Raw genomic sequence first — 23,601 nt, forward strand, 5'->3', positions numbered from 1 at the left:
AATTCATCCGCGAAAGCCTATCTCGCATCCTCCATGGATGACGCGTGAGCCCTCGCCATGGCCTCCTGAAGGTCGGCGATAGGCGTCGCATTCACCATCTTCCTGCCCTCGAGTTCCTTCGGCATTTTCCAGCCGGGATCGATGCCTTCCATGTTCGGCAATTCGTGAGCGATACCCTTGTGGCAGTCGATGCAGGTCGCCTGGCCGGAAAGCAGATATCGGGTATGGATCTCGGCGGCGCGTTGTGTCTGCTTCTGCAGATCCATCGCCACCGACGAATGGCAGTTGCGGCATTCCAGACTGTCATTGGCCTTCATGCGCGCCCATTCATGCTGCGCAAGTTCCAGCCGCTTTTCCAGAAACTTCGGCCGGGTGTTGATCGTGCCGAATATCTTGCCCCAGACCTCCTTGGAGGCCTGCATCTTGCGGGCGATCTTGTCGGTCCATTGATGCGGCACGTGGCAGTCCGGGCATGTCGCCCGCACCCCCGATCGGTTGGAAAAATGGATGGTGCGCGAAAGCTCCTGATAGACGTTGTCGTGCATTTCATGACAGGAGGTGCAGAAGTTTTCGGTATTGGTCAGTTCCAGCGCGGTATTAAACGCGCCCCAGAAGAGAACGCCACCAACGAAGCCGCCGAGCGTCAGGACGCCGAGCCCGATCGTTGCCGCCGGCGTCGTCAGGATCGACCACGCCCACAGAACCGCTTTCCTGATAAATGCGATCATGACGGTCACTCGCTTCCGGCCGGCTTGAAACCGAGCTCGCTCATGTCCTTGAACGCATTGGGGACGAGTGGCTGGGTGTCCGCCTGCGGCACATGGCACGCCGTGCAGAAGTAGCGGCGAGGGGAAACGTCGGCGAGCATCTGGCCGTCGCGCGTCATATAGTGGGTGACGCTGATCATCGGCGCGCCGCTATCCTGCGTGAACTCCCGCTTGTGGCAGGAGAGGCAGCGGTTGGCGTTGACCGACAGTTCGTAACCTTCGATCGAATGCGGAATGATCGGCGGCTGGTCGGGATAGGCGCGCATCCTGCGCTTGTCGTCGACGATCCATTTCGGCAGCGGCTTGGCGGCCCCTGTTTCCATCGAGGGCGTCGGGCCTTCCAGTTGGGGGACGGTTTGCTGTATCACCTGACCGAAGGCGGCCGTCGCGAGGAAAACGACGACTCCGGCTGCGATTGCCTGCCATTCCGGTCGCCTTAAACGGCGGGGAGAATCTTGACCGCGCATTTCTTGAAATCCGTCTGCTTGGAGATGGGATCGGTGGCGTCGAGCGTGACCTTGTTGATCAACTGGCTGGCGTCGAACCAGGGGACGAAGATGACGCCGGGCGGCATTCGATTCCTGCCCCTGATATCGATGCGTGAGCGGATCTCGCCGCGGCGGGAAACGATCCGCACCTCCGCCCCCTGATTGATGCCGCGCTTGCGGGCATCCTCGGCATTCATGAAACATCGCGCGCCGGGAAATGCCCGGTAAAGTTCCGGCACCCTCATGGTCATCGATCCCGAGTGCCAGTGTTCGAGCACACGGCCGGTAACCAGCCAAAAATCGAATTCGTCGTCGGGAGATTCGGCCGGCGGCTCGTAGGGCACGGCCAGGATGACGGCCCTGCCGTCCTTCTGACCATAAAATTTCACGCCCTCGCCGGGCTTCACATAGGGGTCGTAACCTTCCCGGTATCGCCAGCGCGTCTCCTGGCCGTTGACCACCGGCCAGCGCAGTCCACGGACCTCATGATAGAGGTCATAGGGCGCCAGATCGTGTCCGTGCCCGCGCCCGAAGGAGGCATACTCCTCGAACAAGCCTTTCTGGATGTAGAATCCGAACGCCTTGGCCTCGGCATTGTCGTATTCGGCGCTGATCTCATCAAGCGGAAACCGGTCGACCTCGCCATTGCGAAAGAGCACGTCGAAAAGCGTTTTTCCTCGATACGCCGGATTGGCATCGAGGATTTCCTTCGACCAGACCTCATCGGTGGTAAATCGCTTCGAGAATTCGACGATCTGCCAGAGGTCGGATCGCGCCTCGCCCTTGGCCTGAACGAGTTGATGCCAGACATGGGTGCGCCGTTCGGCGTTTCCATAGGCGCCTTCCTTCTCGACCCACATCGCCGCAGGAAGGATCAGGTCTGCGCTCATCGCCGTTATGGTTGGATAGGCATCCGAAACCACGACGAAATTCTCGGGGTTGCGATAACCCTGCCAGGTTTCGTTGCTCGTATTCGGTCCGGCCTGGACGTTGTTGTTGACCTGCACCCAATAGAAATTCAGCTTGCCGTCCTTCAGCATGCGGTCCTGCTGGACTGCATGATATCCTGGCTTCTCAGGAATGATCCCCTGCGGGACACGCCAGATTTCTTCGGCATGTTTGCGGTGCTCGGGGTTCGTCACCGTCATGTCGGCGGGAAGGCGATGCGCGAAGGTTCCCACTTCACGGGCCGTCCCGCAGGCCGAGGGCTGACCGGTGAGGGAGAACGGGCTGTTGCCCGGTTCGGAGATCTTCCCGGTGAGCAAATGCAGGTTGTAGACCATCTGGTTCGCCCAAACGCCGCGGACATGCTGATTGAATCCCATCGTCCAAAGCGACATCACCTTGCGGTCAGGATCGGCATAGAGTTCCGCAAGCTGCTCCAGGAATTCGGGATCGACCCCGGTGAGTTCGGACGTCTTCTTCAGCGTGTACTCGCTAACGAACGCCTTGAAGGCGTCGAAATCCATCGGTTCGGTCTTGCCGGGATCGCTGGCGTTGGCCGCAGCGATTTCAACCGGATTGTCCGGGCGCAGGCCGTAGCCGATATCGGTGACGCCTTTTGCAAACTTCGTGTGGTCGCGGACGAAGTCCTCGTTCACACGTCCTGTTTGAATGATGTGGTTGGCAATGAAATTCAGAATCGCCAGATCTGTTCCCGGTTTGAAAACGATGGGAATATCGGCGAGATCCATGCTCCTGTGCGTAAAGGTCGAAAGCACCGCGACGCGCACATGCGGTTGCCCAAGCCGGCGGTCGGCGAGGCGTGTCCAGAGGATCGGATGCATCTCCGCCATGTTCGAGCCCCAGAGCACGAAGGCGTCCGCGTTTTCGAAATCGTCGTAACAGCCCATCGGCTCGTCCATGCCGAAGGTCCGCATGAACCCGTAAGCGGCCGAGGCCATGCAGTGTCTGGCATTGGGGTCCAGATTGTTGGAACGAAAGCCGGCCCGCATCAGCTTTGTCGCGGCATATCCTTCAAAGATCGTCCACTGGCCGGAGCCGAACATGCCGACAGCCGTCGGGCCCTTGTCCTCGAGCACTTTCTTGCACTGCTCGGCCATCACGTCGAAGGCCTCGTCCCAGCTCACCGGTTCGAACTCGCCGTCCTTGGCGTAGCGGCCGTCCCGCTTTCGCAGCAGAGGGGTCTGAAGCCTGTCCTCGCCATACATGATCTTGGAGAGAAAATAGCCCTTGATGCAGTTAAGGCCGCGATTGACCTCCGCCTGCATGTCTCCATGCGTTGCAACGACCTGACCTTGCTTGACGCCCACCATGACGCCGCAACCGGTGCCGCAGAAGCGGCAGGGGGCCTTCGACCATTTGATTTCCAATGCGCCGACGCCGCCGGGCACCGGCTGCGCGACAGCTGGCATCGCTATTCCGGCAGCGGCCGCGGCGATGGCGGCGGCCTGGGCCTTCAGAAGCTCACGCCTGTTCAATTCTCCCGTCATGGCCTTGCATCTCCTCCTCGACATGCTCGAACACCATGTTTGCCGCAATCACGCCGTCCAGGAGCGAGATTTGCGATAGACGATCGCCGAGCATGCCCGTGCTCGTTCCCTCGATAGTGACGACGATCTTTCCGTTGGCGTGAGCGTGGACTTCCACATTCCGCATCTCGGCGATGGCCGCCAGCACAGCCCCGGTGCGGGCCGGCATGGTCGCGATCACGGCACTCGATATGTGATAGCTCAGACCCCGCTCAGGCATCGGCCGCCTCCATCCCGCTCGGCTGCAACACGATGGCGTTGACGGGACATCCGGCGATGCACCCTCCGCATCCATTGCAAATGTCGGTGCGAAGTTCCGGAAGAAACGGGCCGCCGACGCGGGGCCGGAAACGGATCGCCTGCTGAGGGCAAGCTTCTCCGCAGGACTGACAGGTGATGCCGCGCTTCGCCAGGCAGGTATCACCAACCGCGGCGACATGGGCAAAACGATCGATCCGCTCTGTGGTGAAAACGGGTTGCGGGCACGATGCCGCGCATTCACCGCAAAACGTGCATTCGCCTCGCATGAAGTCGAGCAACGGCAGTCCGTCCACCAGACGGATTATCTTGGTGGGACATCGCTCCTCGCATCGTCCGCACCCCGTGCATGCCGCGGCAAGGCTTTGCATCGATGCTCCTGGCGGACAAATCCTGTGATCGGTCGTTGCCGGCCGGACTGAGAGGAATTGACGTCGAGACATCGGCACTTGGGACATGGCTCAATGCCCCGCCGGCGGCCCCGGAGGGCCGAACACGATTTGAAACATCCATACGAGGAAACCGTAGCCGCCGACGACACCCACGGCGACCAGAGGCCATATTCCGAATGCAAGGATAAGGAAAGCCAGCACTTCCGCCCGGCGCTTCGCGCGCGGATCGCTCTGCCCCGATGCTTTTTGAAGCAATTCAGACATGACAGGCCCCCAGGCGCGGACGATACCATGCCCAGTCATCCATGACCAGATGACTTGCATTCCACTAGCCTGCTGCCTCCTCTCGCAGGCAGCAGGCTCGCATTGTCGCCGTCATGGAGCGTCGTAAGAAAACGCCTGCACGCAAGTAACTCTAGACCCGGTCGACCTCCTCGAGGCTGTCGAACAGCCGGCGCTGAACATCCCGCTCCTGCCTGCCGATGGCGGTCATCAACTTGCCCATCGTTCCCCGCAGGCCGTGCAACTCGTCGACCAGCTCCATGACGATATCGACGCCGGCTTCGTTGACGCCCATGTTTCCCATGAGGTCCAGGATCAGCCGCGCTCGCGCGACGTCGGCGTCGCGAAATTGCCGTTGGCCGCCTGAGGTCTCGGGGATCAACCAACCCTGTTCGATCCAGAGGTCGAGCTGGTCGATGTCGATTTTCAAGTAAAGACGGAATTCGAGATCATCCATGATCAAGCCTCCATGTTCTTTCTCGGATCATACGAGTTTGCCGTCGCCCATTCCTTCACCAGGTCCGTCAGCCGCTCGTTGGGATTGTCAGGCAGCACGATCTTCAGGGAGACATAAACGTCGCCATGTCCGCCGCTGCGTTTTGCAACACCCTTGCCCTTGAGGCGCAGGACCTTGCCGGTGTTCGAATGCGGCGGCAGCGTCAGATTGACCGGCCCAGACGGCGTCGGCACACGAACCTTGCCGCCGAGCACGGCCTCATTGAGCGAGATCGGCAGTTCCAGACGGATATCGTCGCCGTCTCGCGTGAAGAAGCGGTGCGGGCCTACACGGATTTCGATCAGGGCATCACCCGCCGGGCCGCCTCCGATGCCCGGCTCGCCCTTGCCGCGCAGCCGTAAAGTCTGGCCATCGCGCGTTCCCGGCGGGATCTGCACGTCAAGCGCGGGACCGCCAGGCAGCTTGACCTCGGTCCTGGTGCCGTTGACGGCCTCGAGAAAATCGACCTCCATCGAGAACTGGCGGTCCCGGCCACGACCACGGCTCTGGCCGCCTCCGGCCCGGCGTGAAAAGAAGTTGGCAAAGACATCGTCGGCATCGCCGAAATCGGCAAATCCGGCACTGTTGTGGTAGGGATCGCCAGGGCCGCTCTTCGAGGCATAGTCGCGGTAATAATTGCGCTGCGCCCGCTCGGCGCCTGAAATATCGATCTCGCCGCGGTCGAAACGCCCGCGTTTTTCCTCGTCGCTCAAGATCTCATAAGCGGTTGAAATTTCCTTGAACCGCTCCTCTGCCTTTTTGTCGCCGGGGTTGAGGTCGGGGTGAAGTTTCTTGGCGAGCTTGCGGAACGCGCTTTGAATATCCTTTTGCGTCGCATCCCGTTTCACGCCCAGAAGCTCATAGGGATCCTGGCTCATACATATCTCCTGAGGGCAGCGTATACTGCTGGTTGGCTTGGGGATGATATAGGTTGCCGGGCCGCCGCCGGGGAGGGGAAATTGGTCGCCCGGACGATATCAGCGCGATAAAGCCACTGCGGTCACGCCAGCGCGGTGGAGCTTAGAACAATGCCACGTCTTCGGCTTGAGACGCCGCGCCCTCATATGCGTGATCTAAACGCCGATCGATGAGAACCGAGCATCCGGCGTGGCGCACGACTTTGTCGACAATCGAGGAGAAGACGTAGTCGGTGATATCGGTCACATGCGACGACAGCAGGATGAGATCGGCCGACTTCTCCCTTGCGACGGAAACGAGCTGGGAAGCGGCAATGCCGATGCGAACCTCGATCGTCGCCAAAATCCCCATTTCCTTGCAGAGCGATGCAAGTTTCTTTTCGGCGTCGACGATGGCGGTCGTTTCGAATGCCTCGGGAAGCTCCGTCAGGTGACGGCGCGGGATATTCTCGATGACATGCATGACGACGATGCTTCCGCCTTCATCCGCCAATGCCGCAGCCCGGCGCAAAAGCCGGATTGCCGTTTGCCTCGAACCCGTGCCGATGCCGCAGATGATTGTTCGATACATTGAAATCCATATCCTCGAATGCGAATGATAGCCCCAATCATACCGGTCTCAACCGTCGCGGCATTGACGAATGTCAAGGAAAGGCCTCGCAACGGCAGCCCTCACAAAACCGCCATTTGCTTAGAACGGGACCTCCGGCTGAATCGTCGCAGTTGACGATATGGCCATCAGCAACAGTTCTAACCCGATGTCGTCACTTATTGAGGTTCACATGCCGCATTTTGCGATTATCGGATCGGGTGCGATGGGAAGCGCTGTCGCCAAACGGCTGATCGACCGCGGCGTCACGGTGCTGACCCATCTCGAGGGCAGAAGCGAGCAGACGATTGCGCGGGCAATGGCAGCCGGCATGGTGCCGGTCGGACGCCAGGAGCTGACAAAGGCCGAGCTGATCCTGTCGATCGTTCCGCCGGCGCAGGCGATCAAGGTCGCCGAATTCGTCGCGGGCATATCGTCGGGGATGCCGGCGCCGCCGCCCTTCATCGACCTCAACGCGATTGCGCCAAAAACCATGCAGGCTTTGGCGGCACGGTTCGACGGCAGCGGCGTGGAGGTGCTCGATGGCGCAATCATCGGCGGGCCGCCGGTTCCCGGCAAATCAGGTCCGACCATCTATATCAGCGGCGATCGTGCCGAGCGGAGCCGGCTGCTTGAGGATTGCGGCCTCAGGATCCGCAGGCTCGACGGACCGCCCGGCGCCGCCTCGGCACTGAAGATGTGTTATGCCGGCATCAACAAGGGATCTATCGGCCTCGGCACCGCCATGCTGCTTGCGGCATCGCGTTCGGGTGCTGCCGCAAGCCTGAAGGCCGAACTCTCCGAAAGCCTTCCCGACGTCGACCGCAAGCTGTCGAAATCCATTCCCGACATGTATCCGAAAGCCTATCGATGGGTCGCCGAAATGCAGGAGATTGCCGATTTCCTGGGAGAAGATGATCCGGCCGCGACCATCTTCCGCGGCATGGCGGACCTCTTCTCCAGGATGGCTTCCGACGTGGAGGGCAGCCGTGTTCTTGTCGGGCAGCTGGACGAGATCCTTGGCTCCAGGGAAACCCGCGACGCGATGGTCATGCCATAATGTCGCTGCCGGCGCTGGCAATGGAAGCACCGGCAGCTGGTGTACGGCCGGTCCAAGCCGCGCCTATATCTTCACGAAGTCCTCGACCTGCGCCCTGATCGCGACCTCGGTCGGCAAACGCTCCATCGAACTCGCGCCGTAAAAGCCGTTGCAACCCTTGCAGCGTGCAAGCACATAGGCCGCGTCCGCGGGCATGGCGATCGGCCCGCCATGGCAGAGCACGATGACGTCGTCGCGGATCGACCTTGCGGCATCCGTCCATTCGTTGATCTTCTCCACGCATCCATCGAAGGTCAGCGCCGTTTCAGCGCCGATCGCGCCGCCTGTGGTCAGGCCGAGATGGCAGACGACGATGTCGGCGCCGGCTTTGGTCATCGCGATCGCGTCCTCGCTGCTGAAGACATAGGGTGTCGTCAGCATGTCCTTGGCGTTGGCGCGGGCGATAATATCGATTTCCAGATCGAAGCCCATGCCGGTCTCTTCGAGATTGGCGCGAAACGTGCCGTCGATCAGCCCGACGGTCGGGAAGTTCTGGATGCCGGCAAAACCCATTGCCTTCAGCTCGTCGAGGAAGTGATCGGGCAGCATGAAAGGATCGGTGCCGTTGACGCCGGCAAGCACCGGCGTGTGGCGCACGACCGGCAGGACCTCGCGGCCCATCTCCTTGACGATCTCGTTGGCATTGCCATAGGCGAGCAGGCCGGCAAGCGAGCCGCGGCCGGCCATGCGGTAGCGGCCGGAATTATAGATCACGATCAGATCGATGCCGCCGGCCTCTTCGCTCTTGGCGGAAAGGCCGGTGCCGGCGCCACCGCCGATGATCGGCAGGCCTTCGGCGATCTTGCGGCGAAGCTTGCTCAGAATGTCGTTTCTGTCGATGCGGGTCAAAACTCTCTCCTCAGGCATGGATCTCATGGAAGCCGGCAACGAGTGCCGTGGCGAATTCCGGACTGTTGATATGGGCGTCTATCTCGACGAGGCGCCTGTTCGGCGCCTCGCGCCAGCCACCACGAATGGCAGAAAACAGCGCCTCGTCGGCTTCGGGATCATGGAATGGCTGACCGGCGGCGTCGATCGCTGAAACGCCCTGAAGCGGCAGCAGGAAGCGGACCGGACCCTGCATCTGGTTGAGCCGCTCGACGATGAAAGCGCCGATCCGGCGGTTTTCCTCCGGGGTGGTGCGCATCAGGGTCACCTGTGCATTGTGGACGTGCAGCCTGCGGTCGCGGAAGGGCGCCGGCACGGTGTCCCGCGCGCCGAAATTCACCATATCGACGGCGCCGACCGAGCCGATATAGGGCAGGCCGGTGCGGATAATGGCGCCGAAGCGATCCTCGGTCGCCGGAAAGACGCCACCGATGAGAAGGTCGGGCACCTCCGTCGTCGTCACATCGATTACGCCCTGCAACAGACCGGAATCGGCAAGCTTCTCCATCGACTGGCCACCGACGCCGGTCGCATGGAAGACGTAGATTTCATGCGTCGTGCCGAGCATTTCGCGGAGCTGGGTGACGCAGGAGGTGGTGACGCCGAACATGGTCATGCCGATGCCCGGCCGATCATCGCTGGAGACGGGGATGGGGTTGCGGGCCATGCCGGCCGCCGCATTTGCCGCATTGCCGATTACCTTGCGCGAGATGGCGTTCAAACCGGCGATGTCGACGACCGAATACATCATGGTGAGATCATTCGGGCCGACATAGGGCGCCACATTGCCCGAGGCGACCGTCGAGACCATCAGTTTCGGCAGGCCGATCGGAAGCGTTCGCATCGCCTCCGTCACCAGCGCGGTATTGCCGGTGCCGCCAAGGCCGAGCACGGCGCCGATGTCGTTGCGCGATTTCAGGAATGCCGTCAGCGCTTTGGCCATGGCCGAAACCGCCGCTCCCCGATCGGTCTGCCCGAGCACGTCCGCAGCGCCCTCAGGATGAAATGCGGCGACGTCACGCGCCTGGACATCGGCGCCGGTGCCTTCCCCAAGCGTGCCGACATCGACCAGAACAGCCTCGGTTCCGGCCGAAAGAACCACCTCCCTGGCGTAGCTCAGTTCAGCACCCTTGGTGTCGCAAGTGCCGACGATATAGACCTTTCCCATTGGTTTTCCTCCCCTTTTTGATCCATCTCCGACATTCTCTAGATAAAATTCCCGATTTTGTATTTTCCATATTGTATATTCTTTCGTATATTGCATACTTAAATCACGAATGCCAGACGGAAATGGAGACCATGAACGCACCGCGCCACCTCACCCTTCGCGAGCGGATTTACGAGGAAATCGTTCGCCTGATCGTCTCCGGCGAGCTGCCGAGCGGCGTCTCGATCGATGAAAAGGAACTGACGGAGCGCCTGCAGGTCAGCCGCACACCGTTTCGCGAAGCGATCGGCACGCTCGCCAAGGAAGGGCTGATCGAGATCAGGCCGTATCGCGGCTTCTTCGTGCGCAGCTTCACGCCGAAGGAGATCGACGATCTCTACGATCTACGCAAGACGCTTGAATGCTTCGCCGTCGAGCTCGCCGTTCCACAGATGAGCGACCGGCACATCGTCGGTTTCGAGCGCATCCTCGATGAGGCGGTGGCGGCACTTCGCCGCGGCGACATGGAGACCTACGGCATTCGCGACAAGGAGTTTCACGAGACCATCGCCGAGCTTTCGGGAAGCGCGCCGTTGATCGAAACGCTGGCGCGGCTCGCGCTGCAGATCCAGATTTGCCGCTCGATCGCCAACGAGAGCCGCGATCTGGCCGAGAGGGCGGCCGAGGAGCGCGATCAGATCCTGCAGGCGTTCCGGGCGCGCGACATTACCCGCGCAAAGACCCTGATGCACGCTCATATCAGCGACGTCCAGCAGGCCGTCATGGCTCGGTTTCAGAGGGAAAATCCAGCGCGTTAGCCGGATGAAATGCCAGTGGAGCGAAGGAGAGGGAGGTCTCCTTTTCGACAAGTGAAAAACGTGGCCGTGGAGCGGCCGGAGGAGGGAGCAATGCTGAAATTTCTTGCCCGCAGCACGGCACTGGCGGCGATGATCGCCGCAAGTTCGCTGGCGCATGCCGAAACCCTGAAAATGTGGGGTCCGGAACAGATCACCGAACCGCTGGTGGCCCAGCTGTGGAACGGCATCAAGGCCGATTTCGAAAAGGCCAATCTCGGCGTGACCGTCGAATTCATGCCGCCGACCGGGACGATCAGCAACGGCGCGGTGCAGGCGGCCATCCAGTCGGACGCCGGCCCCGACGTGATCCTCACCAACTCCGGCATCGGCCGCATCAGCGTCGTCAAGAACGCCAAGCAGGTCATGCCGCTCACCGAGCAATATGAAAAACGCGGCTGGAAGGACCAGATCTATCCCTGGCTCTACACCGAGCTGAAGGGCCAGTTCGGCGGCGAAATCTACGAGGTTCCCGATGGCCTCGATGCGCTTGGCATCTGGTATCACAAGGATATTTTTGAGCAGGCCGGCTGGAAGATTCCGGCGACCTGGACCGAGTTCGAAGCACTGTTGAAATCGATCGGTGAGACCGGTCTGCAGCCGATCGCCATCGGCCCGCGCACCACCGGCAGTGCCGGCCACCTCTTCGGCAATCTGCTACAATCGGCGAGCGGTAAAGAGGTGATCGGCAAGGCGCTACGCCGCGAAATCGCCTGGGACGATCCTTCGGTCGCCGCCGGCGCCGTCCGGCTACAGAAGCTGGTCGAGGCGGGCGACATCAGGAAGGAAATGGCCGGCCTCGATCTCGATGGCGCCTCCCGCCTCTGGTTCAACAAGCGCGCGGCGATGTTCGTTGCCGGCCCGTGGTTCACCGCCAATGCCCGCAAGGCCGGCTATGACCTCGCCAATGCCGGTTACGCGCCCATGCCTTCCGACATCAAGGGTGCGGCGATACCGACCGGCGGCGTCGGCTGGAGCTGGCTGGTGCCGGTCAACTCCAGACAGCCGGAACTCGCGATGAAATGGATCGACTTCATGCTGTCCGATGCGGTGATGAAGAAGCGCGCGCAGGATCCGGCAAGCACGATGATCTATCCGCGCGAAATCCCGGGCGTCGAGCCGCCGACGCCCGTGCTGAAGGACATCTTCGCGGCTGCCGCCGGCGGCGTCGGCTACAATCCGAGCGTCTATCTGCCCGGCCCGGTACTCGACACCTACTTCCAGGTCATCCAGGGCCTGATCTCCGGCCAGATCGGCGGCGAGGACGGCATGAAGCAGATCCAGGCAAAGATGGCAGAGGCGAAATAGTGGTCATTCCAGAAACGCCCGGAAGCAAGGTCGTGGCTCCTCTCAGGGATGCGCCTGCCGTGGCGGGACATACGGGCGGCCTGTCCGTCCGTATGTCCAAACGCCGGACGACGGGGGCTGCCACATCTGACTCATCCGCTGGCGATGCCCGCACCGCATTGTGGCTGATGGCGCCGGCGCTCGGCCTTTATGCCGTCTTCACCCTGCTGCCGATCGCCGCCACCTTCTGGCTGAGCTTCAACAGTTCAGCCGGCTTCAATACCTCCGCCAGTTTCGTCGGCTTCGACAATTACGCCAAGGCCGCACACGATCCGATCGTCTGGAAGAGCCTCGTCCATACCTTCCTCTGGCTGGCCTATCATGTGGTGATGGCAGGCGGGCTCGGTCTTCTGCTGGCGCTTGCCGTCAGCAGGCTGCGGATCACCCAGGTCTTCTTCCGCACCGCCTTCTTCCTGCCGCATCTGGTGTCGCTGGCGGTGGTCGGCGTCATCTGGGCCAATATCTACGATCCGTTCTTCGGCCTGCTGAATACCGCGCTGACGCGGATCGGGCTCGGCGCCTTCACCCAAGGCTGGCTGTCCGATCCCGCTTTGGTGCTCTTTTCCGTCAATATCGCAAGCTCGTGGCAGGGCTTCGGCCTCTACATGCTGCTCTTCATCGCCGGCCTGCAGAACATCGACCGCTCGCTCTACGACGCGGCCGAAGTGGACGGCGCCAACGCCTTCCAGAAGCTGATCTACGTGACGCTGCCGGGGCTTCGTGAGGTGACGACCTTCGTCGTCTCGCTGGCAATGATCAACGGGCTGAAGGGCTTCGCCACGGTCTTCGTCATGACCAATGGCGGGCCGTTCTACCAGAGCGAGCTGATCACCACCTATATCTACCGGCTTGCCTTCCAGTCCCAGGATCACGGGCTTGCGGCGGTACTCTGCATCCTGCTCAGCCTGCTTGCGATCACCATCACCATCGTCTTCAACCGCTGGCGTGCGAGGCTTTCGCAATGAGCGTCCGTCATCGCGAATGGCCGGTGGCGCTGGCCCTGACCCCGGCACTGATCCTGATCCTAGCCCCCTTCGTCTGGCTGGTGGTCTCGAGTTTCAAGACCGAGGCCGAGATCGGCCAGGCCGACCCCTTCACCTGGCCCGCCGACCTGATGTGGCGGAACTATCTGGATGCATGGCAGATCGGCGGGTTCGGCGAACTCGTCGGCAACAGCCTCATCAATCTCATCGGCGTCGTCGCCCTGTCGCTGATCACCTGTGCGCCGGCCGGCTATGCGCTTGCCAAGATCCGTTTTCCCGGCCGGGAATGGCTGTTCTACGCCTTCATCCTCGGCTTGACCGTGCCCGTCCAGGCGATCGTCATCCCGCTCTATCAGGTGCTTTTCGGGCTGAACCTCGTCAACACGCTTGCTGGTATCGTGCTGGTGCAGGTCAGCAACGGCATTCCCTTCGGCATATTCCTGATGCGGAGCTTCTTCATCGGCGTGCCTGATGATCTGATCGAGGCCGCCAAGATCGACGGCGCCTCGCATCTGCAGATCCTCACCAAGGTCTTTCTGCCGATCTCGACGCCGGCGGTGCAGGCGCTCGTCATCATCAGCGCGCTCTCCACCTGGAACGATTTCTTCCTGCCGCTGATCGTGCTGATCAGTCCCGAGGTGCAGACGCTGCCGCTCGGGCTCGTCCGCTTCGCCAGCACCTATGCTTCCGATTACCGCCTGGTTTTTTCCGGGACCGTCATTTCATTCCTGCCGATCATTCTTCTCTACATCCTGATGCAGCGCCGCTTCACCGAGGGGCTAACGCAGGGGGCAATCAAGGGCTGACCATGTCGCATCATGTCCAGCGGGAAATCCGCTACAATTTCGAATTCGATCACCGCATCAAGGCTTGCTTCATCGGCGCCGGCGGTCATGCCTATCGCAATGTCTATCCGGCGCTGCGTTACGCGCCGGTCGAGCTTGCCGGCATCTGCGATCTCGATCTCGGCCGCGCCGAGAAATTCGCAAAACTCTTCGGCGCCGGAAAAGCCTATACCGACCATCGCGAGATGCTCGAACGGGAAAACCCGGAGCTGGTCTTTCTCGTCACCGCCTATCATCCCGACGGCCGGGTGCAGGCGACCGACCTGGCGTTCGACGCGCTTGCATCAGGCGCTCACGTCTGGATGGAAAAGCCGACGGCGGCAAGCCTTGCGGACATCGAAAGGCTGCAGGCGGCAAGTAGCGCGGCCGGCCGCATGGTGATGACCGGCCTGAAGAAGACCTTTTTCCCCACAATCGAAAAGCTCAAGGATCTGATCGGCTCGCCGGGTTTCGGCCGGCTGACCTCGATCAATGTCCGCTATCCCCAGAGCCTGCCGAGCCAGGAAGACCGCGCCGATCTCGTCAAGATGCAGAGCTTTCTCGACCATATCTACCATCCGGGCGCGATCCTCAACTTCCTCGGCGGCGAGATCGAACGGGCTGGTTATGAATGGGAAGCGTCGACGGGCGCGACCGTCACCAGCCTGCGCTTCCGCTCCGGGGCAATCGGCACGTTGCATCTTGCCGCCGGCCAGTCGGGCGGCAGCATCTTCGAGCGGGTCGAAATCATCGGCGAAGGCGCCAACGCCATCGTCGAAAACGGCAGCCGGCTGACCTACTTCCGCAAGGCCGACTTGCCGTCCTATGGCCGTGCCGCGAGCTTCATCCAGCCGGACGAGAATGCGGCGCTGTTCTACGAGCCGGAGCATTCGCTCGGCCAGCTCTACAACAACAACCTGTTTTATCTCGGTTATGTGCCCGAAATCCTGCATCTGACGGATGCGATCCTCTCCGGCACGCCGATAACAAGGGGCACGCTCGAAATCGCCCGCGAGATCATGAGGCTCTTCGAATTCTACAGATGCGCGGATGCCGGCGTCACCACCAATCTCTGACAGGGGAGCGACAGCCTTGACCGATACCGATGTCATATTCAGGAAAGCCGGCGGCGAATTCATGCCGACCAGCTGGGGCGAACTCAACTGGAAGATCACTGGTGACGGCACGCCCGGCGCCGAGATGACCTTCGGCACCTGCCGGATCAATCCCGGCGAGCGCAACCAGCTGCACTCGCATCCCGATTGCGAGGAAATCCTCTACGTCGTTTCCGGCCATTGCGAGCACAAGCTCGGCGATGCGCTCTACCGGCTCGAAGCCGGCGACGCCATCCGGATTCCCCGCAATATCAGGCACTGGGCGCGCGCGCTCGGTACCGAACCGCTCTTCGCCTTGATCATGTTCTCCTCCGGCACCCGCACGGCGGTCAATCATGAGGGCGAGGGCGCGGCCTGAAATCATCCTGTTCTCGTGGGGGAGGGAATATCATGGCGTCGATTGCGCTTCACAACATCCGCAAGTCCTACGGCAACCTGCCGGTCATTCACGGCGTCGACGTCGATATCGAGGATGGTGAATTCATCGTGCTCGTCGGACCGTCCGGCTGCGGCAAGTCCACGCTGCTGCGCATGATCGCCGGCCTGGAAACGATCTCGGGCGGCCGGCTTTCAATCGGCAACCGCATGGTCAACGACCTGCCGTCGAAGGAGCGCGACATTGCCATGGTGTTCCAAAGCTATGCGCTCTATCCGCATCTGACGGTGGCCGAGAATATGGGCTTTTCCCTGAAGCTGCGCGGCACGGCCAAGGACGAGATCGGCCACCGAGTGCAGTCCGCCGCAAAGATCCTGGCGCTGGAACCCTATCTCGACCGCCTTCCGCGTCATCTCTCGGGCGGCCAGCGCCAGCGCGTCGCCATGGGCCGCGCGATCGTGCGCGATCCGAAAGTGTTCCTCTTCGACGAACCGCTTTCCAATCTCGACGCCAAGCTGCGCGTGGCGATGCGCGCCGAGATCAAGGAGCTTCACCAGCGGCTGAAGATCACCACCGTCTATGTCACCCATGACCAGACCGAGGCGATGACCATGGCCGACCGCATCGTCGTGATGCGCGACGGCATTGTCGAACAGATCGGAACCCCGCTGGAAATCTATGATCGCCCCGCAACCACCTTCGTCGCCGGCTTCATCGGCATGCCGGCGATGAACCTGCTCAAGGGCCGCATCCAGGCCGACGCGCCTTCGATCTTTCGCACCGAAAGCGGCGTCGCCATGCCGCTGTCGCTGCGTCCCGGGACGGCCGATCCCGGCGAAGAACTCATCTATGGCATCAGGCCGGAACAGTTCGTCATCGCCGATGATGGAACACCGGCGAAGGTCGTGGTCGTCGAGCCCACAGGCGCGGAAACGCAGGTCGTTGCCCGGATCGAGGGGGCCCGGATCGGGGAAGAAAACGTCAATATGTTGTTTCGCGAGCGCATCGCCGTAAGGCCGGGCGACGCGATCCGCTTCGCCTTGCGGTCTGCCAGCGAACATCTGGTTTCAGCGGCAACAGGCAGGCGTCTTCCCGACGCGGATGCCTGAAGCAGCGGTTTTCTTCAGCTTTGCCAAGACTCTGACGATTGCGTGAAACCGCGCCGACACCTGTGACAAAACCTCATCGCCTCTGCTATGTCAGGAAAAATGCGGCAACCCAACCTGCCCGCACTCTGTCTGACCAATCCCAGGAGTTTGAAAGATGAGCGGTTCTTCCGATTATACACCCCCGAAGGTCTGGACCTGGAACAAGGCGAATGGCGGCCAGTTCGCCAGCATCAACCGCCCGATCGCGGGAGCGACGCATGACAAGGAACTGCCGATCGGCCGTCATCCGCTGCAGCTCTATTCGCTCGGCACCCCGAACGGCCAGAAGGTCACCATCATGCTCGAGGAACTGCTGGCGCTCGGCCACAGCGGCGCCGAATATGACGCCTGGCTGATCAAGATCGGCGATGGCGACCAGTTCGGCAGCGGCTTCGTCGCGGTCAACCCCAATTCCAAGATCCCGGCGCTGATGGACCGCAGTGGTCCGAAGCCGATCCGTGTCTTCGAATCCGGCGCCATCCTGACCTATCTCGCCGAGAAGTTCGGCGCCTTCCTGCCGACCGAGCCAGCCGACCGCGCCGAATGCCTGTCCTGGCTGTTCTGGCAGATGGGAAGCGCCCCCTATCTCGGCGGCGGCTTCGGCCATTTCTACGCCTATGCGCCTGTCAAGATCGAATATGCGATCGACCGCTTCGCCATGGAGGTGAAGCGGCAGCTCGACGTGCTCGATCGTCGCCTTGCCGAAAGCGAGTATCTGGCGGGCAGCCAATATACGATCGCCGATATTGCCGTCTGGCCCTGGTATGGCGGCTTGGTGAAGGGCTGGACCTACGGCGCGGCCGAGTTTCTGCAGGTCGAGGACTATAAGAACGTGCTGCGCTGGGCCGACGCCATTCACAGCAGGCCGGCCGTGCAACGCGGCCGGATGGTCAACCGCCTCTCCGGCGAGCCCGCAAGCCAGTTGCACGAGCGCCATGACGCCAGCGACTTCGACACCAGGACGCAGGACAAGCTCGCGGCCGCCGAGTAAGCAGGCGGCCTCAGCCACGTGTCGCAGCAATAAATGAGGCTCCGCCGCCTTTACGGCGGCGGAGCATTTGCATGCTGCCCGAACTCAGTTCTTGATCGTATCTTCCAGGAAGAAACGACCGAGCGGGTTCTGGTAGAAGTTCTCGATATTCTTGCGCGAGACGTTGATATAGGGGCTGTAGTAGAGGTCGATCCAGTTGACGTCGTCCTTGGCCATCTTCTGCAGGTCGACATACATCTGTTCGCGCTTCTTCGGGTCGAGCTCGAGACGCGCCTTGGCCACCAGTTCCTTCACCGCCTCGTTCTTGTAGTTGGTTGAGTAGTTGTTGTTGGAATCGTGGCCGAGGACGAAGGTGGTCTTCTGGTCCGGATCGAGAATGTCGTTGGTCCAGTAGTTGACAGAGACGTCGTAGTCGCCGGCAACGATCATGTCCCATTCCTGGCTCGGGTCGACCTTCTGCAGATTTGCGGTGATGCCGGCCTTCTGCAACTGCTGCTGGACGAGCACGGCCGTCTGTTCGTCGACTTCGTCGCCGGCGCGCACCAGATAGTTCAGCGTCAGGTCGGAGGCGCCGGCAGCAGCCAGCATCTCCTTTGCCTTTTCGGGATCATAAGGCCGCTGCAGATTGTCGGCATAGTAATAGAGCGCGCCCTTCGGAACGTAGGAATTGGCGACCGTGCCCTGGCCGAAGGTGACCGTATCGACGATCGCCTTCTTGTCGATCGCAAGATCCAGCGCCTGGCGGACTTCCTTCTTGCCGAGCGCGCCATGCGCATGGTTGATCAGAAGATGATCCTCGCGGGTCGAGGCATCGATATCGACGTTGAGGTTCGGGTCCTTCTTCAACTCCTCGACGCGGGAGAAGGGAACGAAGATCGCCGTGTCCAGCTCGCCGGCCTGAACGTTCAGCATGCGGGTGTTGTCGTCAGGCACCGAGATCCACTCGACGCCGTCGAGCTTGACGCGGTCGGCCTGCCAGAAGTTCGGGTTCTTCTTCAGAATGACGCGGTCGCCGCGCCGCCATTCCTCGACCACGAAGGCGCCGGATGCGATCGGCTTCTCGCCGTAGGCATCGGCACCCAGCGTTTCCATGCCCTTCTTGGAGATGACGGAGGCATTCGGCAGCGCCAGCGTCGAAAGGAACGGCGCAGACGGGTTCTTGAGCTTGATCGTCAGCGTGTGCGCGTCGGTCGCGACCGCCGTATCGATCACCTTGTAGGAATCGCTCCAGAGCGAGGCGGGGTCGTCGCGGATGCGCAGCAGGCTGTAGGCGGCATCTTCCGCGGTCAGCGGCGAACCGTCGGAGAATTTCGCGTCGCGGATCTTGAACGTGTAGGTCAACCCGTCATCCGAAGCGGTCCAGCTTTCGGCAAGGCCCGGCTCCAGTTTCGTGCCTGTCTTGTCGACGCGGATCAGCACGTCGTAGACGTTGGAGAATACCCAGTTGTCGATGTTCTGCGCGGTTTTGATCGGATCGAATGTCGTCGAATCCTCGCGGCGGCCGATGGTCAGCACACCGGCGGCTTCGGCATAACTTGCACTGAGCGTCAGGCCGGCGAGCAAGGCTGCAAGCCCGATTGATTTCCACCTGTTTGTCATGAATTCGTTCCCTTCGTTGTTATGGCATGCGTTTGATGGGCTGGATCGGTATCGATTGCGGATCGTCCTTGCCACCGGCGCCTTGCAGCAGCGGTTTGTCAGGATCGATGTCGGGAATGGCGGCGATCAGCGCCGCCGTATAAGGATGCTTCGGCCGCGCGAACACCTCTTCGGAACGGCCTTCCTCGACGATCTCGCCGCGATACATCACAACCACGCGTTCGCAGAGATTGCGGACGATCGCGAGATCGTGGGCGATAAACATCAGCGTGAGGTTCATCTTCGCCGTGAGCTCGCGAAAGAGCTCGATGATCTGCGCCTGGATGGTAACGTCGAGGGCGGCGACGCACTCGTCGGCGATGATCAGTTTCGGGTCGACGGCCAGCGCGCGGGCGATGCCGGCGCGTTGGCACTGGCCACCGCTCATGCTGCGCGGCTTGCGGCCGGCAAATTCGCGTTCGAGGCCAACGAGGTCGAGCAGAGCATTGATCCGCGCCGGGATATCGGCTTTGGCGACCTTGCCCTGCACCTTCAGGACCTCGGCCAGCATCTGCCCGATGGTCAGGCGCGGATTGAGCGCGTTATAGGGGTCCTGGAAGACCATCGCCGTCTCGCGTCTCAGCTTTGCGAGGCCCGCGCTCTTCTGCAGCGCCAGATCGACGCCGTCGAAAGTGACGTGGCCTGAGGAAAGCGGTGTGAGGCCGAGCACGGCGCGGGCAAGCGTGCTCTTGCCGCTGCCGGATTCGCCGACGATGCCGACCGTCTCGCCCGGCATGATCTGCAGGCTGACGCCGGCAACGGCGCTCACCGTCTTGGCGCCGCCCTTAAGCAGGGCGCCACCGGCTCTGAAACGTACGTGGAGATCATCGATTTCGAGCAAGGGCCTCGCCGGCTGGCCGGCCTCGGCAATTTCGGGCAGCGGCGCCGCTGTCTCGCCCGGCAGGGAAGGGTGGCTGTTGATCAGGTTGATCGTATAGGGATGCTGCGGCCGCGCCAGGATCGTCCGCTTCGGCCCCTCTTCGAGCAGTTTGCCGCCGCGCAGCACGGCGATGCGGTCGCAGGTCTGGGCGACGATGCCGAGATCGTGGGTGATCAGAATAATCGACAGGCCGCGCCGGTCGCGAATGTCGATCAACAACCGCAGGATCTGCGCCTGGATGGTCACGTCGAGCGCCGTCGTCGGCTCGTCGGCGATCAGTATCTTCGGATTGCAGGACAGCGCCACGCCGATCATCGTCCGCTGCCGCATGCCGCCGGAAAATTCATGCGGATAGCTGTCGTACTGGCGCGCGGGATCGGGGAAGCCGACCTGCGCCAGGATGTCCGTCGCTGCGGCGCGGGCCTCGCGGGCGCCGAGGCCCTGATGATAGCGGATGCCTTCGGCGATCTGATCGCCGATCCGCATCACCGGGTCGAGATGGCTGGTCGGGTTCTGGAAGATCATGCCGATCTCGCCGCCGCGCACTTTCAGCATCTCGCCATCATCGACCCGCATGAGGTCGCGCCCTTCGAGCAGCACGCTGCCGCTCTCGATCTTCAGCAGCGAAGAGGGCAGCAGGCGCACCAGGGAGCGGCAGAACAGGCTCTTGCCCGAGCCGCTTTCGCCGACGAGACCGAGGATCTCGCCTTTGCCGAGATCGAGCGAGACGGCATCGAGCAGCGTGCGCGGGCCGGAATCGACATGCGCCCTGACGGTAAGATCACGGACGGAGAGTACGGAGCCGCTCATTCGTGCACCCCCAACAGCTCGCCGAGCGCATCGCCCAGCATGCTGAAGCCGAAGGCGAGACAGACGATGGAAAGGCCGGGAAACAGCGTGATCCACCAGGCCGTGGTGATGAAACTCTGTCCTTCCGCGACCATGACGCCCCATTCGGCGATCGGCGGCTGGACGCCGAGGCCGAGATAGCTGACGGCGGCGCCGCTAAGCAGCACCAGCGTCGCATCCGACATCGAAAAGACGATCGAGCCGGCGATCGCGTTCGGCAGCAGATGGCGAAACATGATGCGCGTGCGGCTGAAGCCGAGGCTGACGGCGGCGACGGCATAGTCGCTGCTTTTCAGCACCAGCATCTGCGCCCGGATCAGCCGCGCATAGGAGACCCAGCCGACCAGCGCCATGGCGATATAGAAGCTGCCGAGGCCAGGGCCGAGAATTGCGATGATCGACAGCATCAGCACCAGGAAGGGGAAGGCAAGAATGATATCGACAAGACGCATGAACAGCGCATCGACGATCCCACCGAAGAAGCCGGCAATCGTGCCGACCGTCGTGCCGATCAGGAAGGGAAAAATGACGCCGATCAGCGCCATCTGCAGGTCGAGGCGCGCGCCCCAGATAACGCGAGAGAGGATATCGCGGCCGAAATTGTCGGTGCCGAAGGGATGCAACAGCGAAGGCGCCTGCAGCCGCACATCGGCATTCTGCATGATCGGATCGTAGGGTGCGACAATGGGCGCGCCGATCGCCAGCAGGACGAAGAACAACAGCAGGCCGGCACCGACGGCAAGCATCAGCCGCCGGCCGAAGAACCGGCGCCAGCCGAGAGATGCGGGAGCAATCGCCTCGATGCTCATAGCTTCACCCTCGGATCGACGGCGACGGTGACGATGTCGGCGATGAAGTTGATGAGCACGGTGGCGCAGGCAAAGACCATGGCGACACCCTGGACCACCATATAGTCGCGCGAGAAGATCGCCCTGACGAGCAGCTGTCCCATGCCGGGCAGCGCAAAGACGCTCTCGACCACCACCGTGCCGCCGATCAGCCAGCCGATGTTGACGGCAAGCAGGTTGATCGTCGGTACCAAGGAATTCGGCAGCACATGTCGCCAGAAGACGATGCCTTCGGGCATGCCACGGGCGCGCGCCGCCGTCGCGACATCCGATTTCAGCTGCTCGATCATCGCCGCCCGCAGGCTGCGCGTCAGCACGGTCGAAAGCGACAGCGCCACCGTCAGGCTCGGCAGCACGAGATGCGACAGCTTTTCGCCAATCGTCGCGCCGTAGCCCGAAACCGGCAGCACGCCGAGTTCGACGCTGAAGAGGATGATCAGCATCAGTCCCAGCCAGAAGGGCGGAAAGCCGATGCCGAAGGTCGAGACGATGCGCACCGCATGGTCCGGCGCCCGGCCGGCATTGCGCGCAGCGATCGCCGCCATCGGCACCGCGATCAGCACCGACAGCACGACGCTCGCGGCGACGAGCGCAAGCGTCGGCTCGATGCGGGTAACGATCAGCTTCAGCACGTCGATCTTGTAGAGGATCGACTTGCCCATCTCACCATTGGCGAGGTTCTTGAGGAAATAGACATATTGCAGCCACATCGGCTGATCGAGGCCGTATTGGGCGCGGATGCTGGCAAGGGCCGCCGGCGTGGCGCGCGTGCCGAGGATGTTGCGCGCCGGGTCTCCGGGGATCAGCCGGACCAGAATGAAAGTGATGATGCTGATGCCGAAAATGACGGGCAGGAACTGCAGCGGTCGCGTCAGAACGAATTTATAGCGATGCATGACGGCGATCGCCTCTCTGTTTTCGTCGGCTTCGCTCCGCTTTGTGCTGCATCAGTGTGCCTCGTGCCGGGCGAGAAAATCGAGAAGCGCCGGATAATAATCCTGCGGGTTCTCATAGAACGGCATATGGCTGGCATTGGCAAATACCTTCAGCTCGGCATTCGGCAGCGCAAGCTTCATCCTGAGCGCACAGGCCGGCGTCAACTCGTCATGCTCTCCCGTCGTGATGAGCACCGGCAGCGTCAGCCGCGGCAGATCGGGGATGCGGTTCCAGTCCTTGAGGTTGCCGATATAGAGAAACTCGTTCGGTCCCTGCATCGTCTCGTAGGGCGCCATGTTCCAATCGTCGAGCGAGCGGCGCACCGGCTCCGGCCATTCCGGCAGACGGCAGACGTGGCGGTAGTTGAGGATGGTGACGGCGGCGAGATATTCCGGATGATTGTAGGTGCCCTGCGCCTCGTGTTTCTGCATCATCGATACGGTTTCGGGACCGAGTGCTGCACGCAGCCGTTCCAGCTCCGAGATCAGATGCGGCATGTCGGCGACGGTATCCTCGAGAATCAGCGTCTTCAGGTTCTGAGCGTAAGTCAGCGCATATTCGATCGCCAGCCACCCGCCCCAGGAATGGCCGAGCATGTGGACCTTACCGAGCCCCAGCGCCTTGCGCACCGTTTCCGTCTCCTCGACATAACGGCCGATTGTCCAGAGCGAGAGATCGTCCGGCCGGTCGGAAGCGCCGGTGCCGAGCTGATCGAAAGCGACGACACGATAGCCCTTGTCGACGAGACAGGAATGCGCCTCGCGCAGGTAATCGCAGGGCAGACCCGGCCCGCCGTTCAGGCAGAAAACCGTCTCACTGCCGGCTCCGAAACTGTAAGCAACGATGCGATAACCATCGACATCGATCAAGAATCGCTCGTCCGGCTGTATTTCACGCCACATTGATCGCTCCGGCAGAAGGTTTCACTTGCTCAATATTTGGGCGTGGTTATTTTTTTATCGTAAATCGCGTTCCGTGCCAGCTATAAGAAGTGATA

25 protein-coding genes are annotated in these 23,601 nt (G+C 61.7%); 9 read left to right on the forward strand and 16 right to left on the reverse strand.

The genetic code is table 11. The features are described 5' to 3' along the window. Positions 1–17 precede the first annotated feature (17 nt). From ACMUVN_RS12675 to ACMUVN_RS12715, 9 genes are all read right to left on the reverse strand, one after another. Complete coding sequence (locus ACMUVN_RS12675; RefSeq protein WP_164735902.1) at positions 18–728, reverse strand: NapC/NirT family cytochrome c; 711 nt, start codon at positions 726–728, stop codon at positions 18–20. A gap of 5 nt (positions 729–733) precedes the next feature. Beyond that, the gene (locus tag ACMUVN_RS12680; RefSeq protein ID WP_097594767.1) at positions 734–1,234 is read right to left on the reverse strand and encodes a nitrate reductase cytochrome c-type subunit; all 501 of its coding nucleotides are present in this window, start codon (positions 1,232–1,234) and stop codon (positions 734–736) included. After that, the gene (gene napA / locus ACMUVN_RS12685) at positions 1,204–3,708 is read right to left on the reverse strand and encodes a periplasmic nitrate reductase subunit alpha (protein ID WP_097543986.1); all 2,505 of its coding nucleotides are present in this window, start codon (positions 3,706–3,708) and stop codon (positions 1,204–1,206) included. The genes ACMUVN_RS12680 and napA overlap by 31 nt, the downstream gene beginning before the upstream one ends. After that, on the reverse strand, positions 3,683–3,967 hold the full coding sequence (locus tag ACMUVN_RS12690; RefSeq protein WP_097594765.1) for a chaperone NapD: 285 nt from the start codon (positions 3,965–3,967) through the stop codon (positions 3,683–3,685). Before ACMUVN_RS12690 ends, napA begins: the two co-directional genes overlap by 26 nt. Continuing rightward, positions 3,960–4,463 (reverse strand): ferredoxin-type protein NapF, encoded by a 504-nt coding sequence (locus ACMUVN_RS12695; RefSeq protein WP_097543984.1) that lies wholly within the window; start codon positions 4,461–4,463, stop codon positions 3,960–3,962. The genes ACMUVN_RS12690 and ACMUVN_RS12695 overlap by 8 nt, the downstream gene beginning before the upstream one ends. A 3-nt stretch (positions 4,464–4,466) precedes the next feature. Then, positions 4,467–4,661: a periplasmic nitrate reductase, NapE protein gene (napE, locus tag ACMUVN_RS12700; RefSeq protein ID WP_097544073.1), complete on the reverse strand. Its 195-nt coding sequence runs from the start codon at positions 4,659–4,661 to the stop codon at positions 4,467–4,469. 151 nt (positions 4,662–4,812) lie between these two features. Further along, entirely contained in the window at positions 4,813–5,136 is a 324-nt protein-coding gene (locus ACMUVN_RS12705) for a chaperone modulator CbpM (RefSeq protein WP_097594764.1), read from the reverse strand. Positions 5,137–5,138: 2 nt separating this feature from the next. Further along, entirely contained in the window at positions 5,139–6,053 is a 915-nt protein-coding gene (locus ACMUVN_RS12710) for a DnaJ C-terminal domain-containing protein (protein WP_097543982.1), read from the reverse strand. Positions 6,054–6,195: 142 nt separating this feature from the next. Continuing rightward, complete coding sequence (locus tag ACMUVN_RS12715; protein WP_097543981.1) at positions 6,196–6,663, reverse strand: universal stress protein; 468 nt, start codon at positions 6,661–6,663, stop codon at positions 6,196–6,198. Positions 6,664–6,823: 160 nt separating this feature from the next. Here ACMUVN_RS12715 and ACMUVN_RS12720 point away from each other — a divergent pair, with 160 nt between their 5' ends. Beyond that, on the forward strand, positions 6,824–7,741 hold the full coding sequence (locus ACMUVN_RS12720; RefSeq protein ID WP_097594763.1) for an NAD(P)-dependent oxidoreductase: 918 nt from the start codon (positions 6,824–6,826) through the stop codon (positions 7,739–7,741). A gap of 63 nt (positions 7,742–7,804) precedes the next feature. Here ACMUVN_RS12720 and ACMUVN_RS12725 read toward each other — a convergent pair whose 3' ends face one another. Together ACMUVN_RS12725 and ACMUVN_RS12730 are read right to left on the reverse strand one after the other, a co-directional pair. Further along, positions 7,805–8,629 carry a phosphoenolpyruvate hydrolase family protein gene (locus ACMUVN_RS12725; protein ID WP_210202929.1) on the reverse strand — a complete coding sequence of 275 codons (825 nt, stop codon included), beginning with the start codon at positions 8,627–8,629 and terminating at the stop codon, positions 7,805–7,807. 10 nt (positions 8,630–8,639) lie between these two features. Next, positions 8,640–9,836: a Tm-1-like ATP-binding domain-containing protein gene (locus ACMUVN_RS12730; RefSeq protein WP_097594761.1), complete on the reverse strand. Its 1,197-nt coding sequence runs from the start codon at positions 9,834–9,836 to the stop codon at positions 8,640–8,642. 131 nt (positions 9,837–9,967) lie between these two features. Between ACMUVN_RS12730 and ACMUVN_RS12735 the strand changes: the two genes are divergently transcribed. The 8 genes from ACMUVN_RS12735 to yghU all read left to right on the forward strand — a co-directional run bounded on the left by ACMUVN_RS12735 (position 9,968) and on the right by yghU (position 17,453). After that, positions 9,968–10,633: a GntR family transcriptional regulator gene (locus ACMUVN_RS12735; protein ID WP_097594760.1), complete on the forward strand. Its 666-nt coding sequence runs from the start codon at positions 9,968–9,970 to the stop codon at positions 10,631–10,633. A 90-nt stretch (positions 10,634–10,723) separates the two neighbouring features. After that, a complete protein-coding gene (locus ACMUVN_RS12740) occupies positions 10,724–11,977 on the forward strand; it encodes an extracellular solute-binding protein (RefSeq protein WP_097543977.1) in 1,254 nt (417 codons plus the stop codon). Between the two features lie 92 nt (positions 11,978–12,069). Next, positions 12,070–12,981 carry a carbohydrate ABC transporter permease gene (locus ACMUVN_RS12745; RefSeq protein ID WP_206114570.1) on the forward strand — a complete coding sequence of 304 codons (912 nt, stop codon included), beginning with the start codon at positions 12,070–12,072 and terminating at the stop codon, positions 12,979–12,981. Continuing rightward, positions 12,978–13,805: a carbohydrate ABC transporter permease gene (locus ACMUVN_RS12750; RefSeq protein ID WP_063476153.1), complete on the forward strand. Its 828-nt coding sequence runs from the start codon at positions 12,978–12,980 to the stop codon at positions 13,803–13,805. The genes ACMUVN_RS12745 and ACMUVN_RS12750 overlap by 4 nt, the downstream gene beginning before the upstream one ends. 2 nt (positions 13,806–13,807) lie before the next feature. Beyond that, on the forward strand, positions 13,808–14,899 hold the full coding sequence (locus ACMUVN_RS12755) for a Gfo/Idh/MocA family protein (RefSeq protein ID WP_097594759.1): 1,092 nt from the start codon (positions 13,808–13,810) through the stop codon (positions 14,897–14,899). Positions 14,900–14,915: 16 nt separating this feature from the next. Next, the gene (locus ACMUVN_RS12760) at positions 14,916–15,296 is read left to right on the forward strand and encodes a cupin domain-containing protein (RefSeq protein WP_097543975.1); all 381 of its coding nucleotides are present in this window, start codon (positions 14,916–14,918) and stop codon (positions 15,294–15,296) included. A gap of 32 nt (positions 15,297–15,328) precedes the next feature. After that, positions 15,329–16,423: an ABC transporter ATP-binding protein gene (locus ACMUVN_RS12765; protein ID WP_097594758.1), complete on the forward strand. Its 1,095-nt coding sequence runs from the start codon at positions 15,329–15,331 to the stop codon at positions 16,421–16,423. A 154-nt stretch (positions 16,424–16,577) separates the two neighbouring features. Beyond that, positions 16,578–17,453, forward strand: coding sequence for a glutathione-dependent disulfide-bond oxidoreductase (gene yghU / locus ACMUVN_RS12770; protein WP_063476155.1), 876 nt, complete (start codon positions 16,578–16,580; stop codon positions 17,451–17,453). 84 nt (positions 17,454–17,537) lie between these two features. On the opposite strand, the gene ACMUVN_RS12775 is transcribed toward yghU, so the two are convergent. Genes ACMUVN_RS12775 through ACMUVN_RS12795 form a run of 5 tightly spaced genes read right to left on the reverse strand, consistent with a single transcriptional unit; the run spans position 17,538 to position 23,506 of the window. Beyond that, positions 17,538–19,052 carry an ABC transporter substrate-binding protein gene (locus ACMUVN_RS12775; protein ID WP_097594757.1) on the reverse strand — a complete coding sequence of 505 codons (1,515 nt, stop codon included), beginning with the start codon at positions 19,050–19,052 and terminating at the stop codon, positions 17,538–17,540. Positions 19,053–19,071: 19 nt separating this feature from the next. Continuing rightward, a complete protein-coding gene (locus ACMUVN_RS12780) occupies positions 19,072–20,781 on the reverse strand; it encodes a dipeptide ABC transporter ATP-binding protein (protein WP_097594756.1) in 1,710 nt (569 codons plus the stop codon). Then, positions 20,778–21,629 (reverse strand): ABC transporter permease, encoded by an 852-nt coding sequence (locus ACMUVN_RS12785; protein ID WP_047613200.1) that lies wholly within the window; start codon positions 21,627–21,629, stop codon positions 20,778–20,780. The genes ACMUVN_RS12780 and ACMUVN_RS12785 overlap by 4 nt, the downstream gene beginning before the upstream one ends. Next, positions 21,626–22,564 carry an ABC transporter permease gene (locus ACMUVN_RS12790; protein WP_047613202.1) on the reverse strand — a complete coding sequence of 313 codons (939 nt, stop codon included), beginning with the start codon at positions 22,562–22,564 and terminating at the stop codon, positions 21,626–21,628. Before ACMUVN_RS12790 ends, ACMUVN_RS12785 begins: the two co-directional genes overlap by 4 nt. Before the next feature lie 51 nt (positions 22,565–22,615). Further along, positions 22,616–23,506: a proline iminopeptidase-family hydrolase gene (locus ACMUVN_RS12795; RefSeq protein WP_097594755.1), complete on the reverse strand. Its 891-nt coding sequence runs from the start codon at positions 23,504–23,506 to the stop codon at positions 22,616–22,618. Between the last annotated feature and the right edge of the window lie 95 nt (positions 23,507–23,601).

The sequence above is a fragment of the Rhizobium sp. IY2 genome, assembly GCF_047532935.1.
Taxonomy (GTDB): Bacteria; Pseudomonadota; Alphaproteobacteria; order Rhizobiales; family Rhizobiaceae; genus Rhizobium; species Rhizobium anhuiense.